Annotated in this window: 19 protein-coding genes, 1 tRNA gene and 1 riboswitch; of the genes, 12 read left to right on the plus strand and 8 right to left on the minus strand. The window is 71.2% G+C overall.

All coding sequences use genetic code 11. The annotated features are described in order from the left end of the window. The first annotated feature begins 26 nt into the window (after positions 1-26). Positions 27-2,276: a PKD domain-containing protein gene (locus tag J2S59_RS13790; protein ID WP_068122439.1), complete on the plus strand. Its 2,250-nt coding sequence runs from the start codon at positions 27-29 to the stop codon at positions 2,274-2,276. 594 nt (positions 2,277-2,870) lie between these two features. Here the strand turns inward: J2S59_RS13790 and J2S59_RS13795 are convergent. The 3 genes from J2S59_RS13795 to J2S59_RS13805 all read right to left on the minus strand — a co-directional run bounded on the left by J2S59_RS13795 (position 2,871) and on the right by J2S59_RS13805 (position 5,529). After that, positions 2,871-4,328 (minus strand): IS1380 family transposase, encoded by a 1,458-nt coding sequence (locus J2S59_RS13795; RefSeq protein WP_306825462.1) that lies wholly within the window; start codon positions 4,326-4,328, stop codon positions 2,871-2,873. Positions 4,329-4,432: 104 nt separating this feature from the next. After that, entirely contained in the window at positions 4,433-5,263 is an 831-nt protein-coding gene (locus J2S59_RS13800; RefSeq protein ID WP_068122457.1) for a hypothetical protein, read from the minus strand. Between the two features lie 192 nt (positions 5,264-5,455). Then, positions 5,456-5,529: transfer RNA gene (locus J2S59_RS13805), tRNA-Pro, on the minus strand. 165 nt (positions 5,530-5,694) lie between these two features. On the opposite strand from J2S59_RS13805, the gene clsA reads away from it, so the two are divergent. The 11 genes from clsA to J2S59_RS13860 all read left to right on the plus strand — a co-directional run bounded on the left by clsA (position 5,695) and on the right by J2S59_RS13860 (position 15,815). After that, complete coding sequence (clsA, locus tag J2S59_RS13810) at positions 5,695-6,303, plus strand: cardiolipin synthase ClsA (protein WP_068122464.1); 609 nt, start codon at positions 5,695-5,697, stop codon at positions 6,301-6,303. 43 nt (positions 6,304-6,346) lie between these two features. Beyond that, positions 6,347-7,174 carry a DUF881 domain-containing protein gene (locus J2S59_RS13815; RefSeq protein WP_181642242.1) on the plus strand — a complete coding sequence of 276 codons (828 nt, stop codon included), beginning with the start codon at positions 6,347-6,349 and terminating at the stop codon, positions 7,172-7,174. Further along, positions 7,171-7,503: a small basic family protein gene (locus J2S59_RS13820; RefSeq protein WP_068122470.1), complete on the plus strand. Its 333-nt coding sequence runs from the start codon at positions 7,171-7,173 to the stop codon at positions 7,501-7,503. The genes J2S59_RS13815 and J2S59_RS13820 overlap by 4 nt, the downstream gene beginning before the upstream one ends. Further along, positions 7,496-8,317 carry a DUF881 domain-containing protein gene (locus J2S59_RS13825; RefSeq protein WP_068122477.1) on the plus strand — a complete coding sequence of 274 codons (822 nt, stop codon included), beginning with the start codon at positions 7,496-7,498 and terminating at the stop codon, positions 8,315-8,317. The genes J2S59_RS13820 and J2S59_RS13825 overlap by 8 nt, the downstream gene beginning before the upstream one ends. 37 nt (positions 8,318-8,354) lie before the next feature. Beyond that, positions 8,355-8,729, plus strand: coding sequence for a glycine cleavage system protein GcvH (gcvH, locus tag J2S59_RS13830; protein WP_068122489.1), 375 nt, complete (start codon positions 8,355-8,357; stop codon positions 8,727-8,729). A 108-nt stretch (positions 8,730-8,837) separates the two neighbouring features. After that, on the plus strand, positions 8,838-9,380 hold the full coding sequence (locus J2S59_RS13835) for a double zinc ribbon and FHA domain-containing protein (RefSeq protein ID WP_068122482.1): 543 nt from the start codon (positions 8,838-8,840) through the stop codon (positions 9,378-9,380). Positions 9,381-9,424: 44 nt separating this feature from the next. Then, positions 9,425-10,126: a transcriptional regulator FtsR gene (gene ftsR / locus J2S59_RS13840; protein WP_068122484.1), complete on the plus strand. Its 702-nt coding sequence runs from the start codon at positions 9,425-9,427 to the stop codon at positions 10,124-10,126. A 31-nt stretch (positions 10,127-10,157) separates the two neighbouring features. Further along, positions 10,158-10,625, plus strand: coding sequence for a bifunctional nuclease family protein (locus tag J2S59_RS13845; protein WP_068122492.1), 468 nt, complete (start codon positions 10,158-10,160; stop codon positions 10,623-10,625). 274 nt (positions 10,626-10,899) lie between these two features. Next, the gene (locus tag J2S59_RS13850; RefSeq protein ID WP_246360458.1) at positions 10,900-11,439 is read left to right on the plus strand and encodes a MerR family transcriptional regulator; all 540 of its coding nucleotides are present in this window, start codon (positions 10,900-10,902) and stop codon (positions 11,437-11,439) included. Between the two features lie 24 nt (positions 11,440-11,463). Beyond that, a riboswitch (glycine riboswitch) is annotated at positions 11,464-11,557 on the plus strand. A gap of 86 nt (positions 11,558-11,643) precedes the next feature. Continuing rightward, a complete protein-coding gene (gene gcvP / locus J2S59_RS13855; protein WP_306825224.1) occupies positions 11,644-14,544 on the plus strand; it encodes an aminomethyl-transferring glycine dehydrogenase in 2,901 nt (966 codons plus the stop codon). Next, a complete protein-coding gene (locus tag J2S59_RS13860; RefSeq protein ID WP_181642047.1) occupies positions 14,541-15,815 on the plus strand; it encodes a serine hydrolase domain-containing protein in 1,275 nt (424 codons plus the stop codon). The genes gcvP and J2S59_RS13860 overlap by 4 nt, the downstream gene beginning before the upstream one ends. A gap of 25 nt (positions 15,816-15,840) precedes the next feature. Here the strand turns inward: J2S59_RS13860 and J2S59_RS13865 are convergent, their stop codons facing one another. Genes J2S59_RS13865 through J2S59_RS13885 form a run of 5 tightly spaced genes read right to left on the minus strand, consistent with a single transcriptional unit; the run spans position 15,841 to position 23,869 of the window. Then, positions 15,841-17,217: a TldD/PmbA family protein gene (locus J2S59_RS13865; RefSeq protein ID WP_068121556.1), complete on the minus strand. Its 1,377-nt coding sequence runs from the start codon at positions 17,215-17,217 to the stop codon at positions 15,841-15,843. After that, positions 17,217-18,743: a TldD/PmbA family protein gene (locus J2S59_RS13870; protein WP_068121559.1), complete on the minus strand. Its 1,527-nt coding sequence runs from the start codon at positions 18,741-18,743 to the stop codon at positions 17,217-17,219. The genes J2S59_RS13865 and J2S59_RS13870 overlap by 1 nt, the downstream gene beginning before the upstream one ends. Continuing rightward, entirely contained in the window at positions 18,712-21,762 is a 3,051-nt protein-coding gene (locus tag J2S59_RS13875) for an AAA family ATPase (RefSeq protein ID WP_306825225.1), read from the minus strand. The genes J2S59_RS13870 and J2S59_RS13875 overlap by 32 nt, the downstream gene beginning before the upstream one ends. Continuing rightward, complete coding sequence (locus J2S59_RS13880) at positions 21,762-22,964, minus strand: exonuclease SbcCD subunit D (RefSeq protein WP_068124876.1); 1,203 nt, start codon at positions 22,962-22,964, stop codon at positions 21,762-21,764. Before J2S59_RS13880 ends, J2S59_RS13875 begins: the two co-directional genes overlap by 1 nt. Before the next feature lie 35 nt (positions 22,965-22,999). Continuing rightward, positions 23,000-23,869, minus strand: coding sequence for a formate dehydrogenase accessory sulfurtransferase FdhD (locus J2S59_RS13885; protein WP_068124878.1), 870 nt, complete (start codon positions 23,867-23,869; stop codon positions 23,000-23,002). Between the last annotated feature and the right edge of the window lie 8 nt (positions 23,870-23,877).

The raw sequence follows: 23,877 nt of genomic DNA on the forward strand, positions 1-23,877 counted from the left end.
GTTGCGCTTCGGGGCTCGAATGAGCCGTGACCAACTGCGGTGCGCCCCGCGTCTGCCCCTCCGTGCGCCCGACGCGACCGCTGGCGCTCGCGACGACCGTGGCAGCGGTGCTGGTGCTCGTCGTCGCAGTGGTCGCGGGCACGTCACCCCGCACCCCGGCGAGCGCCGCACCGTCCCTCACCGGCGCGACGCCGGTGGCCGACCTGGTCGTGAGCTCTCCGTCCGCCATGGCGTCGCAGACCATCGTGGCGGACGGCTCCGGGTCGACCGACGACGTCGAGGTCACGTCGTACACCTTCGACTGGGGTGACGGCGCCTCGACAGGCCCGACCGTCGAGGCGACTGCGCGACACGCCTACCCGAGACCCGGCCGGTACGTCGTGACCTTGACCGTCACCGACGGGGACGGCGGATCTGCGGCGGCCTCCACCGTGGTGCGGGTCGTGCCTCGCGACCCGGCCCGTCCGCCCAACGCGGCACCGACCGCCCGGGTGACGGCCACGCCGAAGGGTCCCCTGGCCCCGCTCGCGGTGTCGGTCGACGCCAGCGGCTCACGCGACGACGGAGGGGTGACCCGCTACTCCTTCGACTTCGGCGACGGGTCGAGCACCAAGGCCCAGCCGGCCTCGTCCGTCGAGCACCACTACTCCGAGCCCGGCACCTACACCATCGCGATGACGGCGTTCGACGAATCCGGCCTGCAGGACACCGCGACCACGACGGTCAGCGTCGACGAGGAGCCGGAACCACTGGCGCTCGCCAGCGAGCCGACGACGGTGTCCTTCACCTTCGACGACGGCTTCGCCGACCAGGTCGGTGCGGCGACGGTGCTCAGCGAGTACGGCATGGGCGGCACCTTCTACGTCAACAGCCCCCGTCTGGGCACCACCTCGCTCTACATGACCCGCGCCCAGGCCGACGCCCTCGTCGCGACAGGCCACGAGATCGGTGGGCACACGCTGGGCCATGTCGACCTCGCCGACGTCTCCACCGTGGAGGCGAAGCGCCAGATCTGCGACGACCGCGCGAACCTCGTCGCGATGGGCTACCGCGTCAGCAGCTTCGCGTACCCGTTCGGCTCGACGGGCCCCACGGCGAAGGAGGCCGTCGCCGAGTGCGGTTACACCAGCGCCCGCGGTGTCGGCGACCTTCGCTCTCCGGCCTACGGGTGCTACCTGTGCGCGACCGCCGACACGATCCCGCCCGTCGACCGGTGGCAGATCAAGACGAACAGCTCGGTCAAGTCCGACACCACGCTCGAGATGCTCCAGACGTACGTCGAGCAGGCCGAGCAGGACCATGGCGGCTGGGTGCCCCTGGTGTTCCACCGGACCTGTGCCGGCTGTGCGACGAACTCGATCGACATCGCCACCTTCACAGCGTTCGTCGCCTGGCTCTCCGAGCGACCGTCCACGACCCAGGTCCAGACCGTCGCCCAGGTGATGGGCGAGTCCACGACACCTCCCCCCACGCCGTCCCCGAGCCCGACCCCCACACCGACCCCCACACCGACACCGACACCGGAGGATCCCGACTCGGTGACTGCCGGCACCCAGACCCACCCGACGCAGAAGCCTGTGGCGTTGCTTGAGCGGATAATCGCGGTCTCGTCGAATCCCGGCGACGTGGTGCTGGATCCGTCCTGCGGGTGCGGGACGACGGTCGACGCTGCGCAGAGGCTTGAACGTAGGTGGATCGGAATCGACGTCACGACGCTGTCAATCGACCTGATCGACGCGCGACTACGAGCCACCTACGGCGAAGGCATCCGCGACACCTACGAGATGCTCGGGATCCCGCGTGACCTCCTCGGAGCTGCAGCGCTGTTCAAGCGGTCGCCCTTCGAGTTCGAACGCTGGTGCGTGATGTTGGTCGAAGGTCAGCCCAATGAGAAGCAGATTGGCGACAGGGGCGTTGACGGTGTCATCCGATTCCCGCTCGGCGGCAAGGGCAACACCGGACGCACGCTCGTCTCGGTCAAGGGTGGCGCGACGAACCCCGGTCACGTGCGCGACCTGATAGGGACCGTGCAGTCGCAACGTGCCGAGCTCGGGATCCTGGTAACGATGAACCCGCCCACACGGGGGATGATCGAAGCGGCGAACCAGAGTGGGGCGTGGACCCACCCGGCGAATGGGCAGCGCTACCCGCTCGTGCAGATCATGACGGTGGAGGCGCTACTAGCTGGCGAGCGCCCTAACCTGCCCCCAGCACTGATCCCGTACTTCCAGGCAGAGAAGCGCCACCCGAGCGACGACACCCAACCGCTGTTCTGACCGCTTCCTTGTGAGCGCGTCAAGGAGTTCTGCCGCCGCAGGCGTGGCTAGCTCGCGCGGCACGAGCAAGGCTCGGCAGCTGTGCTGTCGCACCCGCTAACAAGCTCCGTGGTCACAAGTAGTGAGGTCACAACTCTCCGGCTACGCCGAAGCTTCATCCGCCGTCGCCGCGGTCGCTGCTGCGTGCTGCTCGCGTCGCCGGGTTAGACGGCTGAGCGACGACTCACGTTCGATCGCGGTGTGGCCCAACTCACCCCGCGTAAAAGATGCGATCCGCAGTCTCGACTGTGAGGACCTCTCGGGCGTCATGGTCAAGATTTGCGATGAACGGTGCCAGTCGGCTCAACGCGAGCGCCGTGCGGTGCGCCTCCTTTGCTTCTCGGTGTTGCTCAGCCCCTCGCGCCGCGAGGAAACCGCCGATGACTAAAGCACCGAGGGTGAGCCCTAAGCCCGGATCCACCGATCGGCCGGGTCGGATGAGTTGATGGCGGTCGTGGCGACTTGAACCAGATCTGGACGCGATGATGTGCCGGACCTCGCTGTCCGGTGTTGTCCACTTGGTCCTCGGGTCGCGCAGCACTGGCTGCTGGATGATCAGGCCGCGAGGACCGGTGGCGGGTCGTTGACTCGGTCGAGCAGTGCTGTCCAGGCGGCTTCCCATGGCCAGGCCCGTGGGAGGTGCAGGGTGATCCGGCGTGCTGAGGTCGCGACCCGTGCAGGCACGATGATCAGTTTGCGACGCAGCGTCGCGGTGGTCGCCTTTGCCAACTGCGGGTCGGTCAGGCTCGCGGCGGCTCGGGTCAGGTTGAACGCGATGACTGCGAGCACCAGCCAGGCGGCGTTGGCGGTGAACACCCCGGACGGCAGGTGGGCCAGCGCGGAGCTTTTGAGGTCGGCGTGGACTTGTTCGATGACCGCGTGATGGCGGTGAATCTTGTCGGCGGCGACGGTGTCCAGCACGTCGGCGTCGGTGGTGGTGAAGAAGGCGTGGAAGCGCCAAGTGTCGAACAGGGTGTCTTGGCCGGCGGCCTTGTTCTTCTCGGCGTTGAAGTCCGGGATCCTGCGGACCACGAGCCGGCCCGGCACGTGGTCGGTCTTCTTCTGCGCAGCGAACGCGGTGAAGTCGATTTCGGCGACCTCGGCCCGGGAGATCCACCGCTGGCTGGCTTCGTCGAAGACGGCATCGGTGTACTCGATCGTGGTCCACGCGTCGTCGCCGATCGCAGCGATCGCGGCCTTGACGCGCTTGTCCATCCGCACGGTCACCGACACCGCGGCCCCACGAGCAATCGCGGCATGGACTGGCCCACGGCCATAAAACGCCGAGTCCATCCGCACCAGGACCGGGTGAGGCTTGCCGAGCAACCTTCGGGCGGTCCTCACTGCATCGCCGACCAGACGCTTCGCACCGCGCGGTGACCCGGTCGAGCCCTTGCGCAGCCGCTGGGCCACGATCACCGGCGCGCTCGTGGCGGTGGTGAGGGTAGCGAGCAGTGCGTTGAGGCCGCGGACCCCGGAGTAGCCGAACCCGGCGCCCTGCTTGGCATAGCCGTGAACCTCGATGATCGTGTCATCGACATCGACCAACGCATACCCGCGATCCACCTCGGTGTCGGTGTCGGTGTCGCCGGCATCGTCGGCTGCGGGTGCGGCCGGTGCACCGAGCAAGCCGGTGAGGCCGGCCAGTGCGATCAGGAAGCGCGAGGCGACCGCGTCGAGCTGGCGCACGTGCCCGAAAGTGAAGGCCCGCAGGAACGAACCCAACGTCGAGGGCGCATACGCCCGGGCGAACAGCCGACCCATCCCGCCATGCCGCAGCAGCGCCATGTCATCGATGCTGTCCGCGCCGGCCACCATCCCGCCGACCAGCGAGGCGACCTTCAACCCAGCGTTCGCGCCCTTGTCAGTCGGGACGCTCAGGTGCTCACCTGCCAGGTCACGCAGACCGGCGGACTCGGCCAACGCGAGCACCGGAACCAGACCGCCAGCCGACACGAGATTCGGATCGTCGAAGACCGCCGACGTCGATCGCAGCGTGTGAGAGAGTTTCACCTCAGAGATGCCCTTGCTCTTGGTGTGAATCGTTGCCTGAAGAACTCCGATTCTCCCGTGCTGCAAGGGCATTCTCGTTCTACGCCACGCTCACCCACCCAAGTTCATCGGTGGATCCGGGCTAAGCGTGCGACGACGAACGCAACCGTGTTTTCGGTGTCAGATCCGTTCGCGAGGTAGAGAGCCAGAGACGCGAGGCCCGCGAAACCGAAGACGACTGCCCCAACGTCATACTTCAGTGCAGCAGAGTCCTTGTTCTTGGCGTAAGCCTCGTATTCCTGGCCGACTACGAGAGCCGTCGACTCGTGCACGAGCTTGGCAGCTTCGTCTCGGAGTCCCTTCAGGTCGTCGATCGCCGCGTCAGCTCGCGCCTTCTCCGTCGAGAGCGCTTCGACCCACTGCTGCTCTAGCTCGCTTCGGGCAGTCTTGAGTTCCTGTAGGAGCTCATGCTGCACTCCTTCCAGCTGCTTGTGCTGTGTCTTGACCTCTGCGAGTGCTTCCTTCAGTTCGTCCCGGCGGGTGACGAGCGCAGTGAGCGCCTCGTCGGCGCTGGTTGTGATGCCCTCGATAGCGGACGCGCTGGCTGCTCCAAGCTGATCCGGCGTCAGGCTCGGCCAGGCCGCCAGCGCCTCGATCACCCCGTCAACTGCAGCGTCGACAGGCTTGTAGTCCGTACCTCCATCGCGCCACGCCTGGAACGCATCCACGAGTAAACGGACAGCGCCATCAGCGGTACTGAGGATGGCCCGGGTGAACGCTGCCGGATCGCTGCCTGTTCGATAGGCGGCGAGCCGCTCGACGACTACCCGCACTAGCTCAACGGTGTCGCGGTCGTTATCTTCATCTGGCAGCGGAGTCTCATCAAGCACCGCTCGAAGCTCCTCCGCTGTCTTCCACAGCGCGTGCCGTTCGAACCGGTCGATCCAACTCGCCATTCGCTATCCCTACATCCGCCGTTGAGCGGCGATCTTAGGGGCGCGCGGGCGCTCCGCGGGGGCGAATCAGATAAGCGGTAGGCACGCGGCCGGGGGCTCCGATTAGCGCCTTGATTGCAAACTGGTCCGGGAAGCAGTCAGGGGCGGTCCCGGAGGATACCGAAAACCGCCCCTGAGCTGCATTTTTGTGTGTCGGGCTGACAGGATTTGAACCTGCGACCCCTTGACCCCCAGTCAAGTGCGCTACCAAGCTGCGCCACAGCCCGAACGCCTCGCGCGGGATCGCCGAGCGAAGCGAGCGGAACATTACCGCAGACCTCTGGGCGGGCCGAATCTGGGGCAGGCCTCCTCAGGCGTAGGCTGACCGGCACCACGATCGGGGATGTCGTCGGCGAGCGACGGCCAGGGGACAGCGGTGACCAGGAGGCGGTGTGAGCACGCCCGACGCGCAGGCGACGGCACGTGTGTGGACCGTTCCGAACCTCTTGAGCGGCCTGCGGCTGCTCGGGGTCCCGTTGTTCCTGTGGCTGGTGCTGGGGCCGGAGGCCGACGGGTGGGCGCTGCTGGTCCTCATGGCCTCGGGCGTGACCGACTACCTCGACGGCTACCTCGCGCGCCGGCTGAACCAGATGTCGCAGCTCGGGCAGCTCCTCGACCCGATCGCGGACCGGCTCTACATCCTGGCCGTCGTCTTCGGGCTGGCGTGGCGCGACATCATCCCGTGGTGGCTGGCGCTGCTGCTGCCCGCACGCGACGTGTTCCTGTGGTGCCTGGTGCCGTTCCTGCGCACGCGCGGCTACAGCGCCCTTCCGGTCCACTTCCTCGGAAAGGCCGCGACCTTCAACCTGCTCTACGCGTTCCCGCTGCTGCTGCTCGGTGACGGCACCGGTGTGGTCGCGACGCTGGCCCAGGTCTTCGGGTGGGCCTTCGCGATCTGGGGCACGTCGCTGTACTGGTGGGCCGGCCTGCTGTACGCCTGGCAGGTGCGCAAGCTGCTCGCCGACCACGATCGCCGCGCGCCGGTGCTCGGCGGCGGCTGATGGCCGTGCCGTGAGTGAGCGCCCGCTGCCGGACCGGGTGACCATGGGTCTGCTCGACCTGGTCACCTCGCAGTCGCTCGACCAGGACTACGTCGCCGTCGCCGAACGCCGCCGCCAGGCGGCCGACTCCGAGGAGGCCCCGGCCGAGCCGAGCGCGGCGGAGCGACGCGGCATCGGCACCGTCGGCCTCGTCGTGGTGGCGGTGTTCGGTGCGCTGATGGTCACCGCCGGCCTGGAGACGTCGCGGCTGGCCGACGACCGGGCATCGGGCCGCGACGAGCTGATCAACCAGATCGCCGAGCGTCGCGAGGTCGTCGAGGCGCGCCGGGAGCGGGTCGAGACGCTGCGGCAGGAGAACGAGGAGCTGGAGACCTCGCTGATCGAGGAGACCGCCGCGGGCCGCGCTTTGTCGACGCGCGTCGCCCGGCTGAGCCTCGCGACCGGTCTGGTGCCGGTGAGGGGTCCGGGGGTCAAGGTCGTCGTGGACGACGCGGAGGGTGCCGGTAGCGACCTCGAGCGGGTGATGGACGTCGACCTGCAGAAGCTGGCCAATGCGCTGTGGGCTGCCGGGGCCGAGGCGATGGCGATCAACGGCAAGCGCGTCACGGCCACCACGGCTATCCGGCAGGCGGGAGCGGCGATCACAGTGAACTATCAGGCGATCCGACGGCCGTATGTCGTGGAAGCGATCGGGGATCCGGATACGATCCCTGCACGATTCGTCGACAATCGGCATGGTGCCGACTGGTTCGACCTGCAACGGGCGGTGGGCTTGCGCTTCACGATGAACAGGGAAGAGAACCTGACTCTGCCAGGCGCGGAGGACTTCAGGCTCCGCTACGCCACCAGTGAGCCGGTGGGCGCCCGATGATCGCCGCGCTCGGCCTGCTCATCGGGCTGCTGGCGGGCCTCATCCTGCAGCCCGAGGTTCCGCTGTGGCTCGAGCCGTACCTCCCGATCGCCGTCGTCGCGGCACTCGACGCGGTCTTCGGCGCCCTACGGGCCTTCCTCGACGGCATCTTCGACGACAAGGTCTTCGTCGTCTCCTTCACCAGCAACGTGTTGATCGCGGCGCTCATCGTCTACCTCGGCGACAAGCTCGGCGTCGGGGGACAGCTCTCCACCGGCGTCATCGTCGTGCTCGGGATCCGGATCTTCTCCAACGTCGCGGCGATCCGCCGCCACCTGTTCCATGCCTGAGCGCGTCCCCGACCGCACGCCCGAGGGCGACGGCGCACGCGCGACCGGCGCGGTGGATGCGACGCACGTGCCGGCCGAGACCGGACGCGACCGGCTCGCCCAGGCGATCCGCAAGCCCACCCGTCGTCAGCTCGGCGTGGCGGTGATCCTGGCAGTGCTCGGCTTCTCGGCAGCGGTGCAGCTGCGGTCGACCGAGGCCGCGACCAGCTACCCGGGCATGCGGCAGGAGGACCTGGTCCAGGTCCTCAACAACCTCTCGGCCGCGGCACAGCGGGCGGAGAACGACATCAACCAGCTGGAGCAGGCCCAGCAGTCGCTGCTGAGCAACCGTGACAGCCGCTCGGCGGCGATCGCTCGCGCGCGTGAGCAGGCCGACGCCCTGGCGATCCTGGCCGGCACGGTGCCAGCCAGCGGGCCCGGCATCCGGGTGACCGTGACCGACGAGTCCGGACAGATGAAGATCGACCAGCTGCTCAACGCGCTGCAGGAACTGCGCGACGCGGGGGCCGAGGCGATCGAGCTCAATGACGCGGTCCGCGTGGTCGCGCAGACGGCGCTCGACGACGGAAGCGCGGCGGGGGAGACACCGGGGCGGATCATCGTCGACGGTCAGGAGCTCGCCCAGCCCTATGTCATCGAGGCGATCGGCAACCCCGAGACGCTGGCGACCGCGCTCGGCATCTTCGGCGGGTTCCTCGAGCAGGTCGAGCAGGTCAGTGCCCGCGCCGTGGTCGAGCGGCTCGAGGACGTCGAGATCGCCAGCGTCCGCGAGATCGCCACTGCGGAGTACGCCACACCGGTCGAGGACGAGTAGCCTCGGCCGCCCGAGCCCACGAGTGATCGGAGCACCGATGTATCCCGAGGACCTGAAGTACACCAGCGAGCACGAGTGGGTGCGGCCCGGCGACGTGGTGCGCGTCGGCATCACCTCCTACGCGCAGGACGCGCTGGGCGACATCGTCTTCGTGTCGCTGCCGGCCGTCGGCGACACCGTCGAGGCGGGCGCGGGGATCGGCGAGCTCGAGTCCACCAAGTCGGTGAGCGACCTCTACGCCCCCGTGTCGGGCGAGGTCACCGCGCGCAACGACGCCTTGGACGCGGCACCCGAGCTGGTGAACTCGGACCCGTACGGCGAGGGCTGGCTGTTCGAGATCACGCCCAGCGACCCGACGCAGGTCGACGGCCTGCTCGACGCGGCCGGCTACCAGGCCGGTCTGGACACCTGAGCCGGACGTTCCGCCCCGGCGTGCGGCTCGCGTACGCCTGATAGGTTTTTCCCACCATCAACCTCGACTGTCGCTTGAGGGTTGCGACGGTCGGTCGCGGGAGGACACATGCCGTTCTGCACCCAGTGCGGACACCAGAATCCGGACGATGCTCGGTTCTGCGCCCAGTGCGGCACGCGGCTCCAGACCGCAGCCGCGACGGACGCCACGCCGGGATCGGCGGCCGGGTCGACGGACTCGCCGAGCGAGACCACCGCGACGATCACCTTCGGCGTCCCGCCGAAGGCCGACGCTGACGATGGCGGCCTCAACGACGCCGACGCTGCCGCGGTCGACGCGCTGCCCGCGGGGAGCGCACTGCTGGTCGTGCAGCGCGGCCCGGGCGCAGGCAGCCGCTTCCTGCTCGACGTCGACCAGGTCAACGCGGGTCGACACCCCGAGAGCGAGATCTTCCTCGACGACGTCACCGTCTCGCGGCGGCACGCGGAGTTCCGTCGTAGCGACGACGGTTTCTCGGTCAGCGACGTCGGGAGCCTCAACGGCACCTACGTCAACCGCGACCGCATCGACGGTGCCGTCCTGCTGCAGAACGGCGACGAGGTCCAGATCGGCAAGTTCCGCCTGGTCTTCTTCGCCAGCAGCCAGGGCTGAGGCCCGTGGCTCCGGCCTCCCGCGCAGAGACTGCGCGGGCGCGGATGAGCATCGGCGAGGTGCTCGGTGCCCTGCGCGCCGACTTCCCCGATGTGAGCATCTCCAAGATCCGGTTCCTCGAGGCCGAGGGACTGGTCGAGCCCGAGCGCACGCAGGCGGGCTACCGCAAGTTCTCGCATGCCGACGTCGAGCGCCTGCGCTACGTCCTGCAGTGCCAGCGTGAGCATTACCTGCCACTGAAGGTCATCAAGGAGCACCTCGACGCGATCGACCGGGGCCTGGAGCCGCCGGAGGTCCCCGGCGCCGCGCCGCGCGTGCCGCGGATGGTCCTCCAGGGCGACGGCCCCGACCCGGCGAGCTTCGCCGCCGAGCCCAGCGACCTGCGCCTCACCCGCGCCGAGCTGCTCGAGGCGGCCGGGATCGATGAGGCGATCCTCGGTGACCTGGAGAACTTCGGCCTGGTGCGCCCCCGGTCCAGCAGCAGTGCGCCGTACGACGCCGACGCGGTGCTGATCGCGCGCACGGCCGGTGAGCTCGCGGCGTACGGCGTGGAGCCCCGGCACCTGCGCGCGTTCCGCACCGCGGCCGACCGCGAGATCGGGCTCGTCGAGCAGGTGGTCGAGCCGCTGCGGCGCAGCCGCGACGCCGGGGCGCATGGTCGCGCCGAGGAGACGATCAGCCAGATGGCGTCGTTGTCCGTCCGGCTGCACGCGGCGCTGGTGCGCGCCGGCCTGCGCGCCCGCTGACCGTGCGGAGTCCCCGAGTAGGGTGGACGACGTGCGCGAGGTAGAGGTGATCGGAGTCCGGGTCGAGATGCCGTCGAACAACCCGATCGTGCTGTTGCGCGAGAGTGCGGGGGACCGGTACCTGCCGATCTGGATCGGTGCGGTCGAGGCGACGGCGATCGCGTTCGCCCAGCAGGGCGTCGTCCCCCCGCGGCCGCTGACCCACGACCTGCTGCGCGACCTGCTCGAGGCGACCGGCAACGCGCTCACCGAGGTGCGGATCACCGAGATGCGCGACGGGGTCTTCTACGCCATGCTGGCGCTCGCCTCCGGAGTCGAGGTGAGCGCCCGTCCCTCGGACTCGATCGCGCTGGCGCTGCGCACCGGTGCGCGGATCGTCTGCGCCGACGACGTGCTCGAGGAGGCCGGCCTCGAAGTGCCGGACGAGCAGGAGGACGAGGTCGAGAAGTTCCGCGAGTTCCTCGACCACGTGACGCCCGAGGACTTCGAGCAGGGCTGACGAAGCGGTACGACGAGCAACTCTCAACCTCAACTTGAGGGTGCGACACGTCGGCGTGGCGAGGGTGCGGGTCGTTGACCACGGTCCATGCGCGGCTTACGGTGAGTGATGTCTTCGCTGTAACTCCATCGTTGTGCTCTGACCCAGGGCCGGCGACTTCCCCCTCGGAGTCACGCTGAGCGAACGAAAGCTGGAGGACCAGGTGGGCACTGTGAACGATGCAGGCGGCCGCGAGCACGACTCGCAGACCGACGCGCAACTCGAGGCGGCGGCCGTGGCCGAGGAGCAGGGGCTGCTGTTCACCGAGGACGTCTCCCCGCTGCCGAGCGACAGCGGCTACCGCGGTCCGACGGCGTGCAACGCCGCCGGCATCACCTACCGCCAGCTCGACTACTGGGCCCGCACCGGCCTCGTCGAGCCCACCATCCGCGGTGCCGCCGGCTCCGGCAGCCAGCGGCTCTACTCCTTCCGCGACATCTTGCTGCTGAAGGTCATCAAGCGCCTGCTGGACGCGGGGATCTCCCTGCAGCAGATCCGCACCGCGATCCAGCACCTGCGCGAGCGCGGCACCGACGACCTCACCCAGGTCACCTTGATGAGCGACGGCGCGACGGTCTATGAGTGCACCAGCGACCACGAGGTCATCGACCTGCTCCAGGGTGGGCAGGGCGTGTTCGGCATCGCCATCGGCGGCGTGTGGCGCGAGATCGAGGGAACTCTCGCCGAGCTGCCGAGCGAGCGCGCCGAGGAGCCGTCGAGCGGATCGGCGGCCGACGAGCTCGCCGCGCGTCGCCGCGCCAAGCAGGCCGGCTGACGCTGCTACCGTAGACGGTGCCGACGAGCCCGCGCGGGAGAGACTCCGCTGCGTGCGGAGCACCGAAGGGGCAATTCCTCCCCGGAACCTCTCAGGTGCCCAGGACTGCGTGGTCGAGGCGACTCTGGAGATTGACGCCCGCACGGGCGGCGGACGACAGAGGGGGAGGGCAGTCCGCATCCGCCGCTGCTCCCCGGGAGTCCCATGTCCGACCGCGTGTCCGACCCGTCCGCGCTCGCCCAGCTCACCCACCTGACGGCCGCCGACGCCTTCGTCGACCGGCACCTCGGCCCTGACGCGACGCAGGTCGCGTCGATGCTCGAGGCGCTGGGGTACGCCGGTCTCGCCGAGCTGATGGATGCCGCGGTCCCGCCGCGGATCCGCTCGACCGACCCCCTCGGCCTGCCGGCGGCAGCGACCGAGCGCCAGGCGGCGGCCGAGCTCGCCGCGCTCGCGGCCCGCAACCGCCCCGCCGAGCCGATGATCGGACTCGGCTACCACGGCACGATCACCCCGGCGGTCATCCGGCGCAACGTGCTGGAGGACCCGGCCTGGTACACCGCCTATACGCCGTACCAGCCGGAGATCTCCCAGGGGCGGCTCGAGGCGCTGCTGAACTTCCAGACGATGGTCGGCGACCTCGTCGGCCTGCCGACGGCCAACGCCTCGTTGCTCGACGAGGGCACTGCCGCGGCGGAGGCGATGACGCTCGTCCGTCGCGCCAAGCGCGCGCAGTCCGGACCGTTCGTGGTCGACGCCGACGCCCTGCCGCAGACGATCGAGGTCGTCCGCACCCGCGCCGCCGCGATGGGCATCGAGGTCCAGGTCCGGGACCTCGACGGACTGGTCGCCGAGGACCTGCCCGAGGACGTCTGTGGCGTGCTCGTGCAGTACCCCGGTGCCTCCGGGCACGTGCTCGACCCGCGACCGGCAATCGAGGCGGTGCACGCGCGCGGCGGCCTCGCCGTCGTCGCTGCCGACCTGCTCGCGCTGACGGTGCTGGAGGCGCCCGGCACGTGGGGCGCCGACGTCGTCGTCGGCTCGACCCAGCGCTTCGGCGTCCCCTTGTTCTACGGCGGGCCGCACGCCGCCTTCATGGCCGTGGCCGCAGGCCTCGAGCGGCACCTGCCGGGACGTCTCGTCGGGGTCTCGGTCGACAGCACGGGCCGCCCGGCGTACCGCCTCGCCCTCCAGACCCGCGAGCAGCACATCCGTCGCGACAAGGCCACGAGCAACATCTGCACCGCCCAGGTCCTGCTCGCCGTCGTCGCCTCGATGTACGCCGTCTACCACGGCCCGGCCGGTCTGCGCCGGATCGGGCGCCGCACCCACCGGTTCGCGGTCACCCTCGCCGCCGGGCTCCGCGACGCCGGACTCGAGCTCGAGCACGACGCGTTCTTCGACACCTTGGTCGTGCGCACCCCCGGTCGCGCCGCCGATGTCGTGGCCGCTGCCCGTGAGCGGGGGATCCACCTGCTGCTCGTCGACGCCGACCGGGTCGGGATCTCGACCTCGGAGACCACGACGGTCGACGTCCTCGACCGGCTCGGCGAGGCGTTCGGGATCGCGGCGGCGGACTGGGACGCGCTGTCCGGAACGGTCGGCGACGCGCTGCCCGCCGCGCTGGTGCGCGAGTCGGGGTTCCTCGAGCACCCGGTCTTCGGTAGCCACCACTCCGAGACCGCGATGCTGCGCTACATCTCCCGGCTGGCCCGGCGCGACTACGCCCTCGACCGCGGCATGATCCCGCTCGGGTCGTGCACGATGAAGCTCAACGCGACGACCGAGATGGAGCCGATCGGGTTGCCCGGCTTTGCCGACCTGCACCCGTTCGCGCCGGCCGAGGACGCCGCCGGCTACCACGAGATGATCGGCCAGCTCGAGTCATGGCTGGCCGAGGTCACGGGCTACGCCGCCGTCTCGATCCAGCCGAACGCGGGATCGCAGGGCGAGCTCGCCGGCCTGCTGGCGATCCGCGCCTACCACCACGACCGCGGCGACACCGAGCGCGACGTGTGCCTGATCCCGTCCTCGGCCCACGGCACCAACGCCGCGTCCGCGGTCATGGCGGGCATGCGGGTGGTCGTCGTCGGGGCGGCCGACGACGGCTCGGTCGACCTCGACGACCTGCGCGCCAAGTGCGAGCAGCACGCCGACCGGCTCGCGGCGATCATGGTCACCTACCCCTCCACCCACGGTGCCTTCGAGGACGGCATCTCCGAGCTGTGCGAGCTCGTGCACGCCCACGGCGGCCAGGTGTACGTCGACGGGGCGAACCTCAACGCCCTGGTCGGGCACGCGCAGCCGGGGGTCTTCGGTGGCGACGTCTCCCACCTCAACCTGCACAAGACCTTCTGCGTCCCCCACGGGGGAGGTGGACCGGGGGTCGGGCCGGTCGCGGTGGCAGCGCACCTCGCGCCGTACCTCCCGACCCACGGCATGCACCCCGACCCGCAGCGACGCGTCGGGATCGGCCCGATCAGCGCGGCGCCCTACGGCTCGGCGGGGATCCTGCCGATCTCGTGGGCCTACGTCCGCATGATGGGCGGCGAGGGCCTGACGCGCGCCACCGCCGTCGCCGTGCTCGCGGCCAACTACATCGCCCACCGGCTCGAGGAGCACTACCCGGTGCTCTACCGCGGTCACGGCGGACTCGTCGCCCACGAGTGCATCCTCGACCTGCGGGCGCTGACGAAGAGCAGCGGCGTCACCGTGGAGGACGTGGCGAAGCGCCTGATCGACTACGGCTTCCACGCACCCACGATGAGCTTCCCGGTCTCCGGCACGCTCATGGTCGAGCCGACGGAGTCCGAGGACCTCGCCGAGATCGACCGGTTCTGCGAGGCGATGATCGCGATCCGCCAGGAGATCGCCGTGGTCGAGGCGGGGGAGTGGCCGGCCGAGGAGTCCCCGCTGCGCCATGCGCCCCACACCTCTGCCGTCGTCACCGGCGAGTGGGACCGTGGCTACGCGCGCCAGAGTGGCGGACTGCCGCTGGGGACCGACTCCGACAAGTACTGGCCGCCGGTCGGCCGGGTCGACCAGGCCTACGGCGATCGCAACCTCCAGTGCTCGTGCCCGCCGATCGAGGCCTTCGCCGAGTGACGCGCCCGGCGGTGGGTGAGCGCGCCCAGGCGCTGGTCGACCGGCTCCAGGCCGGTGGCCGGCTGCCGTCGCTCGTCCTCGGGGTGCTGCGCGACGGTGAGCTCGCGTGGTCCGGTGGGGCCGGCGACCTGGTCGGTCCGGTCGAGCAGACGCGCTACCGGATCGGCTCGATCACCAAGACGCTGGTGGCGGTGGCGATCCTGCGCCTTCGCGACGCGGGCCTGCTCGACCTCGACGACCCGCTGCGCCGACACCTGGACGCGGCGGCGTACGGCGAGGTCACGGTGCGTCAGCTCCTGGCCCACACCGGCGGGCTGCAGAGCGAGCCCGTGGGGCCGTGGTGGGAGCGCTCGCCAGGCGTCGACCGTGACCGGCTGCTCGCCGCCAACGACGGCTCCGGCGCCGTCACCGCACCCGGCTCGTGGTTCCACTACTCCAACCTCGGCCACGCCCTGCTCGGCGCGGTGCTGGAGGAGGTGCGTGGTCGCGGATGGTGGGAGGTCGTCGCCGCCGAGGTCCTCGCGCCGCTGGGGATGGACACCACCAGCTATGACGCGTGCGCCCCGCACGCCCAGGGTTACAGCGTCGACCACTTCCTCGGTACGACGCTCGAGGAGCCCCATCACGCCACCGGGGCGATGGCACCGGCCGGCCAGGCCTGGAGCACCATCGCCGACCTCGCCCGCTGGGCGCGGTTCCTGTCCCTCGGGCATCCTGACGTGCTGGCCGAGACGACGCTCGCCGAGATGGCGCGTCGCCAGCCGCCGGCGCCGGCGTACGGGCTGGGGGTGCGGCTGCTCGACGTCGACGGACGGACCTGGGTCGGCCACACCGGGTCGATGCCGGGCTTCCTCGCCTCCTGCTTCGTCGACCGGACGAACGGTGACGGGGTGGTGGCACTGGCCAACGCCACGATCGGGCTGCCGACCGCGGACCTGCCGCGGCTGCTGTGCGAGGACCCGGCCGCCGGGTCGTGTGAGCCCTGGCGTCCCACGACCGTCGTGCCGCCGCTCGTCGCGGAGCTGGCCGGCTTGTGGTTCTGGGGGACGACCGCCGTCGAGCTGCGCTGGAGCAACGACCGCCTCGAGCTGCGGACCCTGGCCAACGGCGTGCACTCCGACACGTTCGTCCTCGCCGAGGACGGAGCGGTCCGCGGGGTGGAGGGCTACCACCGCGGGGAGGTGCTCCAGGCCCACCGCGACCCGACCGGCCGGGTCGAGCACCTCGAGTGCGCGACCTTCCGCTACACGCGTACGCCGTACGGTCGCTGACCCGGCTTGCTGAGGTTGGCCGGGCTCAGCGGGCCTGCGAGACGCTGGACATGTTGAAGTCGGGCACGCGCAGCGCCGGGGTCGCGGTCCGCGAGAAGTAGTCGCCCCACTCCCGCGAGAAGCTCAGCTCGGTCGCCGATGCCTGCGCGAACCTGTCGAGCAGGCTGATCGGGGACTCGTTGAACCGGAAGTTGTTGACCGCACCGGTGATCTCGCCGTTCTCGACCAGGTAGACGCCGTCACGGGTCAGCCCGGTGAGCAGCAGCGTCTGCGGGTCGACCTCGCGGATGTACCACAAGCAGGTCAGCAGCAGTCCGCGCTCGACGGCGGCGACGAGCTCCTCGGTGGTCCCGGCGCCACCGTCGACGTCGAGGACGAGGTTGTCGACGGCGAAGGTCGCTGGGGCGCCCGTGAGCGCAGCGGAAGCCCGGGTCTGCAGCAGCGACGACAGCCGGCCGTCGCGGATCCAGTCGGTGGCCTCGACCGCGAGCCCGTTGTCGAAGACCGAGCTCGCCGGCGACGAGGATGGCGCGATGACGAACGGCGCGGCCTCCAGCCCGGCGTACGCCGGGTCGGAGTGCAGCCGCACCGACTCCTTCGCGATGCGCTCCCCGATGCGGGTGCCGCCGCCGGGCTTGGAGTAGACGCTCTGCCCGTCGTGCGCGAGGCGGGCCGACGACTGCCAGTAGGCGTAGATCATCAGGTCCGCGACCGCGGTGGGCGGCAGGATCGTGTCGTAGCGGCCGGCCGGGAGGTCGACCGAGCGTTGCGACCAGGCAAGACGCCGGGCGAGCTCGGCGTCGAGTGCGTGCGCGTCGACGTCGGCGAAGTCGCGCGTCGCCCCGCCCACCCACGCGCTCTGGGTCAGTGCCGCGTCCTTGCCGGTGCAGCCGTAGTGGCCGGTCGGCTGGACGTGGCGCAGGCGGAGGCCGGTGGAGGACCCGAGGTAGGTCGTCGTGACCTCGTGGTCGACGAAGCCGTAGAGAATCCGGCCCTCGGAGTGGGCCCGGCCGAACGCGTCGCCGAGAGCGGGAGCGAAGGCGTCGTACACGCCGATGGAGGTGGGCTCGGGTGCGTCGTCCCAGTCGGCGCTGGCGCGGTCACCGGCCAGCTCGGCCGCGTCGCTGGCCGGGGTCGCCGCAGCGGCCGCCGCGTCGGCGGACGACACCAGCTGCTCGAGCTGGTCGAGCGTCGACACGTTCCCGCTCACCGACGCGGAGCGCGCACCCTGGAAGGCGATGACCGTGACCTCGACGTCGTGCATGACGCCGTTGGTGGTGAGCGTGTTGTTGGCCCACCGCAGGTTGGCGCTCGTGGTGTCGGAGACGATCACGACGGCGTCGTCGGAGCGGGTCGCCGCAAGCGCCTGCTCGACGAGGGTCTGGGGCGTCAGGGTCGCCATCACTGCTCCTGGCTGCCGGCTTCGGCGGTCGTGTTGAGGATGTTGACGTCGCGGAAGAGCGCCGACGGGCAGCCGTGACTCACCGAGGCCACCTGGCCGGGCTGGGCCTTGCCGCAGTTGAACGCACCGCCGAGCTCCCAGGTCTGCGGACCACCGACGGCCTCCATCGACCCCCAGAACTCGGTCGTGGTCGCCTGGTAGGCGACGTCGCGCAGCATGCCTGCGAGCTTGCCGTCCTTGATCGCGTAGAACCGCTGGCCGGTGAACTGGAAGTTGTAGCGCTGCATGTCGATCGACCACGACTTGTCGCCGACGACATAGATGCCGCGCTCCACCTGGGAGATCAGTCCCTCGGTGTCGGGGCCGTCGGGTGCGGGCTGCAGGCTGACGTTGGCCATCCGCTGGATCGGGATGTGGCCGGGGGAGTCGGCGTAGGCGCACCCGTTGGAACGCTCGATGCCGTTGGCCGCCGCCATCGACCGGTCGAGCTGGTAGCCGACCAGGACACCGTCCTTGACGATGTCCCACTGCTGCCCCGCAACGCCCTCGTCGTCGAAGCCGACCGTGGACAGGCCGTGGGGCACGGTGCGGTCACCGGTGACGTTCATGACCGGCGTGCCGTACTGCAGCGTGCCGAGCTGGTCGGGCGTCGCGAAGGAGGTGCCGGCGTAGTTGGCCTCGTAGCCGAGCGCGCGGTCGAGCTCGGTGGCGTGCCCGATCGACTCGTGGATGGTCAGCCACAGGTTGGACGGGTGGATGACGAGGTCGTAGCGACCGGCCTCGACACTGGGGGCGGCGAGCTTCTCCTCGAGGAGGGTGGGCAGCTCCTCGAGCTCGGCGCGCCAGTCGCGCAGGTCGCCGGTGAGGTACTCCCAGCCGCGACCGACGGGTGGAGCGATCGTACGCATCGCGTCGAAGCCGGCCGGGCCGGTGCCGTGGACCTCGAACTCCGGCTCGATCCGCACGCGCTGCTGGGTCGTGATGGTGCCGTGGAGGTCGGCATAGAACTTGTTCTCCTGCACCTGGTGGAGCAGGCCGGTGGAGTGCTGGACGGGTCCGCGGCCGAGCAGGTCACCGGTCCACTCGGTCAGCAGCGCGACCTTGTCTGCCAGGGGGACATCGAGCGGGTTCACCTCGTACGCCGAGACCCACGTAACGTCGTCGTAGACGGGCTCGTGCGCCAGCTGCACCGGCTCGCGCGTCATCGCGGTGGCGACCTGGGCGACCGCCAACGCGGTCTCGGCGACCGCGACCGCACCCCCCTCGGTCAGCGTCACACCGGAGGCGAACCCCCAGGCACCCTGGTGGATGACGCGCACCGCGTAGCCCAGCACCTCGCGGTCGCTGGCGCCCTCGAGGGCACCGTCGCGGACGGTGAGGTCCTGGTAGCGCAGGCGCTCGAAGCGGAAGTCCGCGTGGGTCGCACCGAAGTCGCGGGCCCGGTTGAGCGCGGCATCGGCCAGGCGCCGGTAGGGGAGCGCGGTGAACGTGGGATCAAGAGGGCGTTCGGGACCGGTCGAGGTCATGCGGCGACATTACCCGGGAGCCGGAGCGGGTCTTCTCGACCCGGACCTGGACGGGGATCCGGGCCCGCATCTCGCTGACGTGGCTGACCACGCCGACGCTGCGGCCACCCGCGCGCAGCTCGTCGAGGCGGTCGAGGACATCGTCGAGGGTGTCGGCGTCGAGCATGCCGAAGCCCTCGTCGATGAAGAGCGTCTCCAGCTCGACCCCGCCGGTCTCCTGGGCGATGACGTCGGCCAGGCCGAGCGCCAAGGTGAGGGAGACGACGAAGGTCTCCCCACCCGACAGCGACGAGGGCGCCCGGGCGACGCCGGTCCACTGGTCGAGGACCTCCAGATCCAGGCCGGCGCGCGTACGACGCGATGCGGCACGGTCGGTGCGACGAAGCAGGAACCGCCGATCACGCATCCGCGCCAGCCGGACGTTGGCCGCGTCGACGACCTGGTCGAGGCGGGTGGCAAGCACGTAGGCCGACAGGCGCATCTGGAGGCGGTTGTCGGCGCTCGTGCCACGCACGAGACGGGTGAGCCCATCTGCGTGCTGGTGCTCAGCCGCGGCGGGCAGCCAGTCGGTGATCGCGTCGTCGAGCCGTGCGGCCAGCTGCTGGGCGGCCTGCCACCGGTCGGCGGCGGTCGCGTGGACGCGCTCCGCCTGCTGGGCGGCCTCCTCCGCCGCGAGGACGGTGCTGCGTGCCTCGGCGAGCCGGAGGGCCGCCGTCGCCGCGTCACCGGGGTCGGGCGACGTGAGCTCGTCGGGGGGTGGCTCGCGCAGGACGGCCGCGGCCTCGGCGGCCATGTCCTCGACCGCCTGCACCCGTGCCCGGAGGTCGCGGGCCTGGTCATCCGTCAGCAGCGCCGCTCGCGCCGCATCCGCATCGGCGAAGCCGGCCTCGGCGAGCGGATCGGCGAGGAGCGCGGCCGTGCGCTCGTGGGCCGTGACCGCCGCCTGTGCCGAGCGCAGGGCATCGATGCGCGTGCGGGTGCGACCGAGCACGCCGCCGACCCGCTGCTGCTCGGCACGCAGCGCGCCGGCCAGGTCGAGAAGGCTGCCGTCCGGGTCCCTGCCCGTATCGCCCTGCAGCAGGCTGCCGAGCCGGGAGCGCGCCTCGGCGGCCTCGGCGGCGGCGCGTGCGGCGACGGCGCGGTGTTGCTCGACCTGCGCGATGAGCTCGCTGCGGCGGGTGCGGGTCGTCGTGAGTCGGGTCGTGATGCGCTCCGCCTCGGCCCGCAGCTGCGGCAGCGACGCCCGGATCGCCTCGACGGACGCGAGCTCGCGGCGTAGGCCCTCCAGCGCCTCGTCAGCGCCCTCGGGCGAGATGCCCCCCGCAGCGAGACGGGCAGCGGTGAGAGCGGCCGCGGTCTCGTCGTACGCCTCGCGAGCGTGGCCCAGCGCGGCACTGGTGCGCTCGCGGGCCTCCTCGGCAGCCTCGTGGTCGTCTGCGCCCACGTGTCCGTCGGGGGCCGGTTGCGCCGGCTCGGGGTGGGTGGTGCTCCCGCACACAGCGCAGGGAGCGTCGTCGGTGAGCGCGGAGGCGAGCTCTGCGGCCATGCCGCGCAGGCGGGCCTCGACGACGGCCCGCAGGTGGTCCAGCGCGGCCAGGTCGGTTTCCTGCGCGCGGCGTACGCGCTCGCCCGCAGCCTCGTGGGCGGCGTGCAGCTCGGGCACGGCGCGGGCCGCGGCCGCGGCTCGCTCCGCGGCGGCGACCCCCTCGGCCAACCGGGGCGCCTCGGCCACGGCCCCCTCGGCCTCGCGCACCGCGCGCTCGGCGTCGGCGATCAGCGCCGGGAGCTCCGCACACTGCTCCTCGACGTCGGCGAGCTCTGCGCGCAGGTCGATCAGGACGCTGGCGGCCTCAGCTGCCTGCTCCTCCGTGGACTCGATCTCGGCCGCGACGGGCACGGCTGCGTCGAGCACCGAGAGGCGCGAGGTGAGGGCCTCGCACTCCGCCTCGGCTGCGGCCAGCTGCGACGCCAGCTCCGAGGCCGGCGTCTGGGCCGCGGTGAGCGCAGCGACGAGCTCGGTGGACGTGAGGGCGTGGTCATCCAGCAGGGGACGCAGCGCCCGAGCAGCGGCGTGGGCGGCCAGCTGCCGGTGTGCTTCCTCGAGCGCGTCCTGGCCGGCAGCGGCCTCCCGCGCACGGGTGGCGGCGGCCTCGCGTCGCGACCACCACGAGGCCCACGTGTCAGCCTCCTCGCGCCCACGGCGGGTGTCTGCGAGACGCGCGCGTGCCTGGTCGACGTCGGCGGTCGAACGGGTGTGTCCGTCGCGCAGCCCTGCACACACGTCGCTCGCCCAGTCCCGCCACGTCTGCGCCGTCTCCGCCGTCAGCGCTGACGTGGGGGTCGCGGGTGGGGCGACGCCGGCGCGGTCGGCGAGGCTGTGCAGCCGCACCTCGGCCTCGGCCCGCAGCTGTGCAGCCCGGCGCGCGACGACGCGACTGTGGTCGGCGATCCACTCCTCGATCGCGCCGAAGCGCTGGGTGCCGAAGAGCTTGGTCAGCACGGTCTGACGCTCCTCGCTGTCGGCGAGGAGGAACTGCTGGAACCGACCCTGCGGGAGCATCGCCACCTGCTGGAACTGGCTCGCGGTCATCCCGAGCAGCAGCCCGATCTCGTGACCGACCTCCTGGGCGCGCGAGGACACATGATGCTCCTCGCTGCCGCGCAGCTCGGTCAGGGAGACCGAGGCGCGCTCGACGGTCGTCCCCTCGCCCCGGCGCTTCGGCCGCTCCCACTCCGCCGTACGCCGCAACCGTAGGCGGCGCCCCCGGACGGTCAGCTCGAGCTCGACGACCGGGGCGAGGCCGGGCTTGGCGTGCTGTGAGCGCAGCGTGCGCTCATCGCGCACCCCGGGCACCTGGCCGTAGAGGGCGAAGCACACCGCGTCGAGCAGGCTGGTCTTGCCTGCACCCGTGGGGCCGGAGAGCAGGAACAGTCCGGCGTCGTGGAGCGCGTCGAAGTCGACCTCCTCGTGGCCACCGAACGGACCGAACGCCTGGACGCCGAGATGGTGCAGTCGCATCAGCCGGCCACCCGGTCGGCGCCGGCGCCGGGGATCGGGTCGGCGTCGTCGGCGATGCGGCAGGAGTCGCAGGCGAGCTGGAGCAACAGCTCCTCCTCGGTGGTGGCCTCGAGGTCGCGGACCTCCTGCACGAACCCGAGGGCGATGTCGAGGTCGCTGCGGCCGGTCACGCGTGGGGTCACGAGCCCAGCACGGGGCCGACGCCCCTCGGGCTGGAAGTCGAGGACGACCGCGTGCGGGAAGCGGGCCCGCAGCCGCTGCATGGCGTGGTCGGGACGCAGCGGGTCGGTGAGGATCGCCTGGACCCAGGAATCCTCGTGGACGGTCAGGGTCGCGTCGGTGAGGAGCTCCTCGAGTCGTCCGCGCAGCGTGACCAGGGCACGCGGCACGGGCGCCGGGAGGAACGCGGTCCGCGCAGGCGTGCCCGGCGCGCCGAGGTCGACGATCCAGGACCCCTTCACCTGGCTGGTCTCGGAGAACGAGTAGGCCAGCGGGGCGCCGGAGTAGCGCAGGTGGTCGCCGAGCACGTGGGGGGAGTGCAGGTGGCCGAGGGCGACGTAGTCGATGTCGTCGAACAGCGCCGCGGGCGCCACCTGGACCCCACCGACCGACAGGTCGCGCTCGCTGTCGCTAGACAGCTCCTCGGGCCGATCTTCGACGCGTGCGACGAAGGCGTGGGCGAGGACGATGCTGCGGGTGCCGGAGCGCGCGGCGAGGTCACTGCGCACGCGCTGCATCGCCGCACCCAGCGCCGCTTCATGACTCCGGGCGGGGAGGTCCCACGCCGCCCGGACGGCATCGGGCTCGAGGTAGGGCAGACCGTGGACCGCGACCGGGCCGTGGGCGTCCTCGAGCAGGACGGGGGCGCCGACGTCCTGCCAGCGGGTGCGGAAGTGGACGCCGGCGGCATCGGCGAGCGCGGCGTTGGCGCCCAGGCGTGCGGGGGAGTCGTGGTTGCCGCTGGTGACCACCAGGCGGGCACCGGTCGCGGCGAGCCGGGCGAACGCCTCGCTGGCGAGCTCGACGGCGTCGACGGGCGGAAGCGCGCGATCGAAGATGTCACCGGCGACGAGCACGGCGTCGATCTGCTCCTCGCGCACCGTCGCGACCAGGTGGTCGACGAAGGCGGCCTGCGCGTCGAGCAGGCCCTGCTGATGGAACGACCGGCCGAGGTGCCAGTCGGAGGTGTGGAGCAACCGCATGCTGCGACCCTAGGAGCCGGTACCGACAAGACCGGTCAGGACGCGCTGGTGACCCGCTCCGGGACGGTGTAGACCACGCCACGCTGCTCGCGCAGGAATCCCACGACGGTCAGCCCGGCACGCTCGGCGAGCTCGAGCGCGAGGCTGCTGGGCGCCCCCACCCCGGCGAGGACGCCGACCCCGGCGGCGGCCGCCTTCTGGGCGAGCTCGAACCCGATCCGCCCGCTCACGACCAGCACGGGAAGGCCGGTCTCCGCAGCTCCCAGCAGGCGGGCGCCCACGACCTTGTCGACGGCGTTGTGACGCCCGACGTCCTCGCGGATCACCGCCGGCTCGCCCTCGGCGGTGAACAGCCCGGCGCCGTGGAGGCCGCCTGTGCGACCGAACACGCGCTGCCCGTCGCGGAGCCGGTCGGGCAGGCTACCGAGCAGTGTCGCGTCGATGCGCAACGACGGGTGGGTGGGCTCCGCGCGCAAGTGCACGCCGAGCGCGTCGCTGACGGAGTCCTTGCCGCACACCCCGCAGGCCGCCGCCCCGGCGGTCGGGCCGGCGTACCGGGGCGCGGGCTCGCGCAGCGGTGGGGCGTTCAACGCGACGGTGACGACGTTGAACTCCTCCTCCGGCGACAGGTCGGCGTCGGTGCAGTAGGCGACCGACGCCAGGTGCTCGGGGGTGAGGACGCCCTCGGCGTACAGGAAGCCCACGGCGAGCTCGAAGTCGTGCCCGGGGGTCCGCATCGTGACGCCGACGCGGCGCGCCGGTGCTCCGGGCCACGTGAGCCGGATCTCCAGGGGCTCCTCGGTGACCACCCGGTCCTCGCGGGTACGTCGTCGCGTGGGCGAGGTGGCAGTCTGGATCTCCACCACGCGCACCCTCACCGAGGGACCGGGACGACGTGGCAGCATCGACTCAG

Origin of the sequence: Nocardioides massiliensis (genome assembly GCF_030811215.1) — a bacterium.
Lineage (GTDB): Bacteria > Actinomycetota > Actinomycetes > Propionibacteriales > Nocardioidaceae > Nocardioides_A > Nocardioides_A massiliensis.

Bases quoted from the DNA above. Each gene is read 5' to 3' on its own strand.
- J2S59_RS13865 (WP_068121556.1), bottom strand. From the start codon at position 17,217: ATGGCGACCCTGACGCCCCAGACCCTCGTCGAGCAGGCGCTTGCGGCG.
- J2S59_RS13815 (WP_181642242.1), top strand. From the start codon at position 6,347: ATGGGTCTGCTCGACCTGGTCACCTCGCAGTCGCTCGACCAGGACTAC.
- J2S59_RS13880 (WP_068124876.1), bottom strand. From the start codon at position 22,964: ATGCGGTTGCTCCACACCTCCGACTGGCACCTCGGCCGGTCGTTCCAT.
- J2S59_RS13835 (WP_068122482.1), top strand. From the start codon at position 8,838: ATGCCGTTCTGCACCCAGTGCGGACACCAGAATCCGGACGATGCTCGG.
- gcvP (WP_306825224.1), top strand. From the start codon at position 11,644: ATGTCCGACCGCGTGTCCGACCCGTCCGCGCTCGCCCAGCTCACCCAC.
- gcvH (WP_068122489.1), top strand. From the start codon at position 8,355: ATGTATCCCGAGGACCTGAAGTACACCAGCGAGCACGAGTGGGTGCGG.
- J2S59_RS13875 (WP_306825225.1), bottom strand. From the start codon at position 21,762: ATGCGACTGCACCATCTCGGCGTCCAGGCGTTCGGTCCGTTCGGTGGC.
- J2S59_RS13825 (WP_068122477.1), top strand. From the start codon at position 7,496: ATGCCTGAGCGCGTCCCCGACCGCACGCCCGAGGGCGACGGCGCACGC.
- J2S59_RS13885 (WP_068124878.1), bottom strand. From the start codon at position 23,869: ATGCTGCCACGTCGTCCCGGTCCCTCGGTGAGGGTGCGCGTGGTGGAG.
- ftsR (WP_068122484.1), top strand. From the start codon at position 9,425: ATGAGCATCGGCGAGGTGCTCGGTGCCCTGCGCGCCGACTTCCCCGAT.
- J2S59_RS13870 (WP_068121559.1), bottom strand. From the start codon at position 18,743: ATGACCTCGACCGGTCCCGAACGCCCTCTTGATCCCACGTTCACCGCG.
- J2S59_RS13800 (WP_068122457.1), bottom strand. From the start codon at position 5,263: ATGGCGAGTTGGATCGACCGGTTCGAACGGCACGCGCTGTGGAAGACA.
- J2S59_RS13820 (WP_068122470.1), top strand. From the start codon at position 7,171: ATGATCGCCGCGCTCGGCCTGCTCATCGGGCTGCTGGCGGGCCTCATC.